6 protein-coding genes are annotated in these 9362 nt (G+C 38.0%); all 6 read right to left on the reverse strand.

Features of this window, described 5'->3' with window-relative positions; genetic code table 11:
* Positions 1–14 precede the first annotated feature (14 nt).
* Positions 15–1544 carry an arylsulfatase gene (locus Q0998_RS08485; RefSeq protein ID WP_366943615.1) on the reverse strand — a complete coding sequence of 510 codons (1530 nt, stop codon included), beginning with the start codon at positions 1542–1544 and terminating at the stop codon, positions 15–17.
* Between the two features lie 42 nt (positions 1545–1586).
* Entirely contained in the window at positions 1587–3218 is a 1632-nt protein-coding gene (locus Q0998_RS08490; RefSeq protein WP_299668876.1) for an alkaline phosphatase D family protein, read from the reverse strand.
* Positions 3219–3250: 32 nt separating this feature from the next.
* Positions 3251–4690, reverse strand: coding sequence for a sialate O-acetylesterase (locus Q0998_RS08495; RefSeq protein ID WP_299668879.1), 1440 nt, complete (start codon positions 4688–4690; stop codon positions 3251–3253).
* A gap of 247 nt (positions 4691–4937) precedes the next feature.
* Positions 4938–6137: a hypothetical protein gene (locus Q0998_RS08500; protein ID WP_299668882.1), complete on the reverse strand. Its 1200-nt coding sequence runs from the start codon at positions 6135–6137 to the stop codon at positions 4938–4940.
* 53 nt (positions 6138–6190) lie between these two features.
* The gene (locus Q0998_RS08505) at positions 6191–7426 is read right to left on the reverse strand and encodes a S9 family peptidase (RefSeq protein WP_299668885.1); all 1236 of its coding nucleotides are present in this window, start codon (positions 7424–7426) and stop codon (positions 6191–6193) included.
* A 29-nt stretch (positions 7427–7455) separates the two neighbouring features.
* Entirely contained in the window at positions 7456–9264 is a 1809-nt protein-coding gene (locus Q0998_RS08510; protein WP_299668888.1) for an alpha-L-fucosidase, read from the reverse strand.
* Positions 9265–9362: the final 98 nt, after the last annotated feature.

The following is a 9362-nucleotide window of genomic DNA, read 5'->3' on the forward strand; positions in this document are numbered from 1 at the left end:
TTTTTATGAATCATCTACCTTATAATCGTTCGTTCTTCTTCAATATACTTTTCAAGAAGTTTTTTTAACGCTTCTGCCTTTTCTGGATACTCTGTTATAAGGTTTTTTGTTTGTTGCTCATCTTTTTCTAGATTAAACAACTCAAAATCTTCGTTATGAGGCACTACACCAATTTGCTCTTTAAACCAATCTGGTTCTTCATTCTCTCTTCCTTCCTTACTATTTATAAACACCCAATCGCCTTGTCTGATGGCTAGTTTTCCTCTTGAACTATGATGTATTGCAACTTCACGCTTATTAGTTACCTCATAACCCTCAATAATTTCATCAAGAAAACTATAACTATCTTCTGCACCGTTATTATCCAACTTAATATCTAAGTAATCGGCTATGGTAGATAAAATATCTGTTTGAGAAATTAAACGATTTGATTGTGTTCCTGTTTTCGTGATTTTATTTGGATATGAAACGATAAAAGGCGTAGTGTGACCACCTTGCCAAAGGTCTCGTTTTACACCTCTAAAATCTTTCGTGGCATAATGACCATACTCTTTTATATAACCAAAAGTTTGAGATTCAGGTCCATTATCTGAAGCGAAAATGATTAGTGTTTCATCCAATATATTGTTCTTTTCAAGCGCTGCAATGATTTCTCCAACAGCCCAATCTAATTCTTTTACAAAATCGCCATAAAGTCCAACACCAGAAGTTCTTTGAAATTGCTTAGCAGGCACATGCGGGTAATGAGGTATATGAGGCGCATAATACAAGAAAAAAGGCGCGTCTTTTTTAAGATTATACTCTGAACTCTTAGTGCTTTTTGCGGCAGCATTTATGTAATCAACACTTCTTGCGATGTAATGCATTTGTGCTTCTTCCATATCGAATTGATCAAATTGAGGATCGCCATTTTTACTCATACCATTCTCAAAATACCATCGACCGCCATCAGAATGTTCTTTTGTTCCAGGTACGTCATGGCAAGGGTATTTTCTCTTATAATATTTCTGCCCGTACCAGAGATGAACTTCTTCATGTTTAAACCCTACGGGCTTACCACTATAAATAGGTTTGTTATAGTCAATACCATTGGCAGAAATATCAATACCATCCCTTGTTAGTTTGGCAGCTGCTTTCCAATCAGAACCGAGTCCCCATTTACCAATAACTGCTGTATTATACCCATAATCCCTTAACATACTAGCAATAGTTAAACGCCCTTGGTTTATCCATGGTTGTTCACCAGGTTTAGGATTGCCTCGTTTACGGCTGGTGCGCCAAGAATATCTGCCAGTTAAAATACCATATCTGCTAGGACTACAAATCCCACTTGGTGCATGTGCATCTGTAAACATAATCCCATTTTTAGCCAGTTTATCAATATTTGGCGTTGAGATTTTACTCTGTTTATTATAGCAGCTAACATCACCATACCCCAAATCATCCGCGTAAATGATTATAATATTGGGAATACTTTTTTTGATCTGTTTTTTCGTCGTACAACTAAGTAGCATAAGCAGACAAAGAGGCAATACCAATTTCATATATTTATAATTAATTTGTTAAAAATTGTGTAACAGGACTATTTAATGTTTCAGTTCGCTAAGTTTAATCGTGTACTCTTCCACTTTTTCGTTATCAATGCTCCATATTTCATAGCGCAGCGTTGAGTCGGGTAATTTGGTATTGAAAATCAGCTTACCAAACGAACATTTTTCGTTGTAGCACAAAATTCTTTCGGGGTCGTCGATACATACATGCGTGTGTGTATTTACAAGTTTCGAGCTTTCCAGCTCGTACAAAGGATAGCCATTTTCGCGTTCAATTTTCCATAAGTCGCTGCGGTGACGGTCGGCAGAAAGAAGCACAACGCCCTCTATTTTATTTTCGGCAAGGAAATCAAAAATCTCCTTGCGCTCTTTTTTGTAACCACGCCAAGTATCAAATCTCCCTGCCATACCACTTTTTGCACCATAGGCCCAGGGAACGCTCGAAACAATTACTTTAAATGTTCCTTTTGATGCCAGCAGCTTCTCTTTTAACCAATTTAACTGAACTGGACCCAACATTTGGGGATCCTTGATATTTCCATCAGCACTTGAGGGTTCGCGGTAGTAGCGGCAATCCAACATAAAGAAATCAACATCTGCCATTTGGAAATCATACCATACGCCAGGATTTTCATCGCCACCACCGTAATAAGGATTTGCAAACTGATTTCGGAATACTTCATAAACCGGACGTTTCCATTCAGGAGTATCGATTTCCTTTCCGCCAAATTCGTCATTATCCCCAAAATCGTGATCATCCCAAATTGAAAGGATTGGTGTTCTTGATGAAAAGTCACGAAACTCTGGCTTGCTTTGCCTACGATTATAACAATACCTTTGAATGTCTGGGTACTCCGGATAGTCGATGTAAACATTATCGCCCATCAATAGCATCGCATTTAGATTATGCGAATCTAAAGTATTCCACATATAGGAATGCCAGGGAATGTAAGCACCACCACCACCAAAAGCTATGGCAAACTCATTGGCCTGCCCTTCAACTGGTTGTGTTTTAAATTTATAAATTTTGTTTTGAATTTTACCTTCAATTTTAACCTTATAAAAATATGTGGTATTCGCTATAAGTCCTTCAATATCAAGCTTAGCAGAAAACTCTGTAGATTTTTCGGTTTGTACTTCTTTTGATAAAATCTCCTTTTCAAAAGTTTCATTTTCACTTAAAACAATCTGACCTTTTAATGCCTGAAATGTTCGTAACCAAATTTTTGCAGTCCTAGATGTAGTATGGCCAACCATTGGTCCGTGTACGATTAGTTTTCCCTTTTTTTTGATAAAATTGCTGAACGCTGGAAACTTATTTAAAGAAACAAGCATTTCGAGAGGTGCTTGGTATCGGTCGATACTTAGTCCCAAATCCAATGATTTTTTAACTTGGACCATAGTCGAATCTGCATTTCCTATTTTTGCAAAAGCAAGTGCTTTTACAAAGCAAGCTTCTGCGTCAATATCTTGTTTATTGGCATGGTCAATGGCTACTTTTGGATTTCCTTCGTCTATCTTAATCAAATATTTTGTTATGCCAGATTTACGTGTGTACCAATCCGCATCATTTTGTGTGTATTGCAATTCGAGTTTGCTTTCCTGCTTTTTTGTTTGACAATTAATAAACAAGAATCCTATTAACGTTAAAAAGAAAATATTCTTCATAAAAAATATATTTAAATAATTTTAGTAAAACTTTACTCTCCATAAAAAACCTTGTCCCAGTCATCTGTCCTAAAAGGGAGCGCAGGTAAACCTTGTTTGTTATAAATTGTAGCATTCGCATTGTTTGCCCAGTTATAACGTGCTGCTACTGGATGCTCCACCTTTGACGAGCTTAATTGAATTTTATTCCCATCCTGCTTAACCTTAGCTGGATAGAAAATTTTATTTTCACCAGCAATATGTAACCCCCAAATTCCGCCAATTGCAGCGGATAATAAATACAATTCGGAACCCGGTGTTTCAATTTGAAGAACCATACTTTTGCCTTCGTTTTTATATGAACTTAAAAAAGGGACAGCGTAAACAACATCTGGTTTATTGTACGTTTTATGTAAGGCAATTAAAGATAAGCGGCGACCAACTTCCTTTTTATGCGGCGGATGAATATCATAAAATGCACCTATGTCTTGTGTAGCCGCAACCCCAGTATTTGGAAGCTTTAATGCTTCACACTGAGCCTCTACAATTTTTGGCATCCCAAATGGCATCCCATATTTATCATCGTAATCGTAGGGAGGAATTTGCACAAAATAAAATGGAAAATCGCCAATACCCCATTGCTTTCGCCAACTTGTTATCATACTAGGGAATACTGTTCTATAATCTTCCCAATATGGAACGTTTGCTTCGCCTTGATACCAAATGGCGCCTTTTATGATGTAGTTGGTTAGCGGTGAAATCATACCATTATACAATACCGATAACTTTCTGTATTTATTCTTAAGCCGGTCAACACTTTCTGGTATATAGGGAAATTCCGATATAAGTCCACTTTTAAAATCATTTAATGCGCTGTCGTAGTCATCTTTATCTTTTTGAAAGGATGTTTCAAAATTTTTATACTTTTCACGTAATCCTTCATGGATTCCTGATTTTGGTATCCATGCCTCTGCGGGTGTTCCTCCTCTGGATGATTGAATTAAACCAAACGGGACAGACAAATTTTCGTGAAGTATCTGTGCATAAAAATACCCTACTGCCGAAAATTTAAACACGGTTTCTGGGTTGCATATCACCCATTTCCCCTGGCAATTGTTAAGTGGAATTCCTGAAGCAACTGTAGCAACTTTAAACATGCGTATGTTCGGGTAATTTGCTTTTTTAGCTTCTTCCCAAAAATTGATAATTGGTTTTTGCCCGTTACGAAGGCCTAATTCCCTTTCCATGTTCGACTGTCCCGAACAAACCCAAACCTCACCAAACACAATATTTTCGATAGTTTGTTGTGTAGATCCTGTTACTTTTATGCTACCTGTTTTTCCAGCTTTTGGTGTTGTAATATGTATCAGCCAATTGCCCTCTTTATCGGTAATGGTTTGCGACTGTTTCCCCCACGATGGATTAACGGCTACTTTTTGTCCAGGTGTGTCCCAACCCCATATTTTTACTTCGGCAGACTGTTGCAAACACATATTGTCGGATAAAATGTCCGGTAACTTTGTTTGTGCGCTTAACCCGATTGTAGCTAAAAGAAATAGTTTAGTAGCTAGAAGTTTCATTTATCTCCTTATTCTATTTTGATTATTTGTCATGTTAAATTTGTAATTCTTAATTAATGAAATAGAATCATAATTTAATAGCTATTTTTTTATAAAAGTCATTAAATACCAGTGTTTTAGGTATAAATGATCTTTACGATTATTCGTTTACGGGCAACAGTTAATCTTTAGCTTTTGTTTCTCCAACTAATTTTGCTCCTGCAGGTCTTTTATATGGAATATAATCAGGCATCGGCTTCATTCTTAATCTCCTGTCAATTTCCTTCATAATATCCATTTCGTCTTTTGTCATAGCCCCATTTGTTTGAGTATTTCCCCAGGTAATGGCACAACCCCCATCAGTTAAAGTCCGAACAAAACGATAGGCCTGTTCTACATCAAACACCAAATTAGCCCTTGGACTTGTCCATTTCATGCGCATTGGCATCCAAGCGTGTTTTATAGTATGTTTGGTTGGATCATAACTAGCCATTGCGTCTACTATTTCAGGAAATGTAAACTCTTCATATGCCCATGAATTAGGTGGAGCTCCCCAAGCCAGAGGAGTTGGGTGACCGGAAGTAAAATCAACATAAGAACTATTTAAATTAAACGATCTTATTTTATATTTTCTACCATCTGGGTCATTTGTCCCGTCTGAATCCACTTCCAAATCATCTCCATTTTTATCTTTAAAATACTTTGATTTATTTGAGCTCTCATTTTCCACTATGCCGTTAGAAGCTATCATAACAGATGGGTCTACCTCTCGAATCATATCAATAAAATCTGTTAATTCTCCAGCAATTCCCCCTACATGATCTAACCAATAGCCATCTGCCAAACCTTTAAACCTTTCGATAAATCCTTTGCATAAAGTTCGGTAGGCCAACCCTTCATCACCATCAAACTTTGCGTTGTAATAGTTTTCCCAAGCTGCCTTATATTCCGCATTATTTCTTGTACCCGACCTTGCCGAAGGACCGTCCGTAGCGATGTAGAGAATTACTTTTTTTCCTCCCTTATGTAATATATCAATGACATCCAAAATGATTTTTTCGTTTTCAGGAGAGGGCACAAATTCAGGATGGATTTCCTTGGCGATATCTACATAAGGATTATCCCTTAAGGTAAACCAATAGCCATGGGCACGATGCGTGAAATTTGTAAATACATGACCAACTGTTGGGAGATTGTCCACAATATTCTGTGCCCCTTTTACCCAATCGCTATATGAACTGGCTTTATCTAATTCTACACCACCTTCAACGATAAGGCGAACTCCCCAAGAACCCATAAGCGAGTTTTTTTCGGAACTGGTTTGAGCACTGATATTTATAATTGCCAAAGCAAAAATCATTGTAATCAGATGTGGTTTCATATTTTTAAAATTTTTAGTGAATAAAATGTATACTCGTTTCATTGGTTTATAGTTTATTTATCATTTATTTCGACTAAACTTGAAGAAATTATATGACCACGCGAATCCTTTAGATTCACATAATACGTCATTGCTGTTTCGGGCAGTTGAGCCTCCACTTTATTATTGGAAGCACTCACTTTGGCCTGGATACTTAGCCAAGGGCCAGGTCTTGAATGCTTTGATTCTGGATTAAGCTTCCGGTATGTTAGCTTTTCATTCAAATAATAGACTGTTGCTTCCTTGATTGGAAACTTTGATTCGTAAACTAACCTTACATTTCGTTGTGAGGGTTGCTTGATAATACGTCCTAATCCAGTATCTTTTCCTTTTAATATTTGGTCTGCAAAAGCATAAATTTCTGGGACTTCTTTTGGGTTCCAACCTGCACCATGACCGTGTTTCATTCCCTGATGGATGGTAAGGAAGGCACGATCGCTGGTAGTTTTAAAAGAACGTGATGTGATATTGATGGAAAAGTGCCCATCGCTATCGCCATTGACCCAAAGTGTTGGCACCGAACCTGTAGAAAACTGGTGTGATGGATCCCAAAATTTCTTTTTCTCAATAAAGTCAAGAGTGCTATTCCCATGTTCTCCAAAATGCCCTTTTGATTCGTAAAGATATCCTGCACCATAAACAGGTATTGCACATTTTAATCTTGTGTCTAGTCCAGACATCAGACTACTTAAAATTCCACCCCATGAAATGCCTGTAATCCCGATGCGATCGGGATCCACTTCCTCCAACGATTCTAGAAGCGAATGCCCTATCATGATATCAGAAACGGCATGATACATCCACTGTTCGTTTAATGGTAAATCAACATCATCAAATCGACCAACACGGGAAGGTCCACTATATTCATGAGGCAATTTTCCTTTCCCATTTTCATCGGGCATGTGTCCTTCCAGGCTCATTGAAATGGCAGCATATCCCCGATCGTTCCATAGTTTTACCCACTCGTGGAAAGCTTTGCCTCCCCCTCCGTGGACCAATATCATGGCGGGCAGGGGTTTATCACTTTTGGGAATACCCAAATAAGCAAAAGCCCTAGTGGGTTTTCCTTTATACGGTAGGGTTTCGTAAAACAAGGCTTTTATATCCCCTTGATTTTTGGTGGGTTCCCAATAGATTTGAGGTGTTTGGTACACCCTACTGTCAAGTAATTCAATCAGTGGTTTTTCCACTGACTGTGCATTTAAAATAGCACTAAAAAGCACAAAACCTATACGGGTTAAGATGCTCATCTGTTTGTCTATATTCGTTAGTTTTACCATTATTCTACAGGAACCAATTCTATTCCTTTAAATTTGTACCTACTGCTCATTCCTATGGTTTCTTTGGGGTATGCTGCTATTTTATAGATTCCTTTTTTGCTGAAATTGATGTTTCCAGCTTGTTTCTTTTTTAGCATCCTGCCTTTTTCTCCTTTTGCGTTAAGCTCCAACGTATCGTTTGCCACAATTAGGTTATAGGTAAACCCATTGTTTCCAGTATCTTCACTCACAACGTTAAAATCACCGGGTTTTGTAACATTTACTGTCCATATTAACCCTTGTTTTGTACTCTCTCCCCAACGATAGGTCACTTTTTCTTCATAGTCATAGCTTATCCGTCTAATGGCAAATTCAGATTTTGCAACAGGCAAATTAATGGTACCGTTTTGTTTTTGTTGAAGGGTTTCATCAATCACCTTAGCTTCATCGTCCTCAATCTCCAATACCACCACAGTTACCCTTGGCTGCCACAATTCTTCTGGAACAGTGATATTTAATACAGCACCATCTTGATTAAACACTAGTGATTGCTTTGATGGATCGGCCAAACAATAAGCGTTGTTTACTTTAGATAAAAGACCGGTAAGTTCAAGCTGATTGTCATCCATATCCTTGATATAAAGATATACCTTTCCTGGTTTGCTGGTAATGGCATAGGGAGGAAACTTTAGCGGACTGGGATCTGCACCATAAATGGTCTCTCCATTTACTTTCAGCCAGTCACCAATTGCCGCGATACTGTTTACCTGCGATTGCGGTATCGTCCCATCGGGTCGTGGGGCAACATTTAGCAAGTAAACCCCTCCATTTCCCACAATACGGCAGAGGCTATAAATAAAATCGCTGTATGCTGCCGAACGGTCGTTTTCGCCTCCATAGGAAGTATACCCCCAGCCCCGTTCAGTAATCGATTCGTGCGTTTGCCATGGAACTTTCAAGTCGGAAAGCCAGGTCGCTTTGCTTACACTTGGTGTTTTTCCATTATCGATTGAAACCTCAAAATGACCATAACCTTGCCCTAATCTTGAATTCACCAATGCTCCAGGTTGGTTCTTTTTCACCATATCCATCATCAACTGGCACTTTTCATCATCCATTTGAAGCGGTGTATCGAACCAAATCATAAAAATATCACCATAGTTGCTAGTGAGTTCTTCTACTTGCATCACCGCTTTTTCGTTGAAATACGTGTTAAATTCATCCTGAGGTTTAAACCTGCTGCCAAAATCCCAGCTATTTCCAGCACCCCCTTTTTCATGCCAATCCTGACTTTGGGAATAATAGAATCCCAATTTCATATCTCGTGCTGCACATTCTTCTGATAATTCCTTGAGAACATCTCGTTTAAAACCTGCGAAATCGACCAGATTATACGGATGTTTAGAATCATACATAGCAAAACCATCGTGATGCTTAGCTGTAATTACTATAAATTTCATGCCTGCATTTTCGGCAATATCAACCCAATCGGAAGCATTAAATTTCATCGGTTTGAATTTACCTGCAGCCTCTCTTTCATAGTCCTTTACGGATATCTTTGCGCGGTTCATAATCCATTCTGCGGCAACTTCTTCTCCGTCCCAAATTCCTTCAAGCTGCGCATAAGGCCCCCAATGCACAAACATTCCAAATTTGTCTTCATATAACTTTTTCATATTCGCCCTTATTTCAGGCGTATAGGCCGAAACATCTGTTTTACCAAAATCAACTTTTCCCGAAGTTTCAGTAATATAATCTATAGCATTGTTTTCTATTTTTTTGTTTTTACAGCTCATTTGCACCAAAAACAAAATAATAAGTACAGACATTAATGACTTTTGAAATTTAATTTTATTGAGTTATACGTTTAGCTTCTGTTTTATTAATTTTTGATATACTGGCTTTTCTTCAACCATCCTACAAATCG

This window comes from uncultured Polaribacter sp. (genome assembly GCF_947501385.1).
Lineage (GTDB): Bacteria > Bacteroidota > Bacteroidia > Flavobacteriales > Flavobacteriaceae > Polaribacter.

Coding starts and splice junctions, on each gene's coding strand:
- Q0998_RS08510 (WP_299668888.1), bottom strand. CDS start 9,264: ATGTCTGTACTTATTATTTTGTTTTTGGTGCAAATGAGCTGTAAAAAC.
- Q0998_RS08500 (WP_299668882.1), bottom strand. CDS start 6,137: ATGAAACCACATCTGATTACAATGATTTTTGCTTTGGCAATTATAAAT.
- Q0998_RS08485 (WP_366943615.1), bottom strand. CDS start 1,544: ATGAAATTGGTATTGCCTCTTTGTCTGCTTATGCTACTTAGTTGTACG.
- Q0998_RS08490 (WP_299668876.1), bottom strand. CDS start 3,218: ATGAAGAATATTTTCTTTTTAACGTTAATAGGATTCTTGTTTATTAAT.
- Q0998_RS08495 (WP_299668879.1), bottom strand. CDS start 4,690: ATGTGTTTGCAACAGTCTGCCGAAGTAAAAATATGGGGTTGGGACACA.
- Q0998_RS08505 (WP_299668885.1), bottom strand. CDS start 7,426: ATGAGCATCTTAACCCGTATAGGTTTTGTGCTTTTTAGTGCTATTTTA.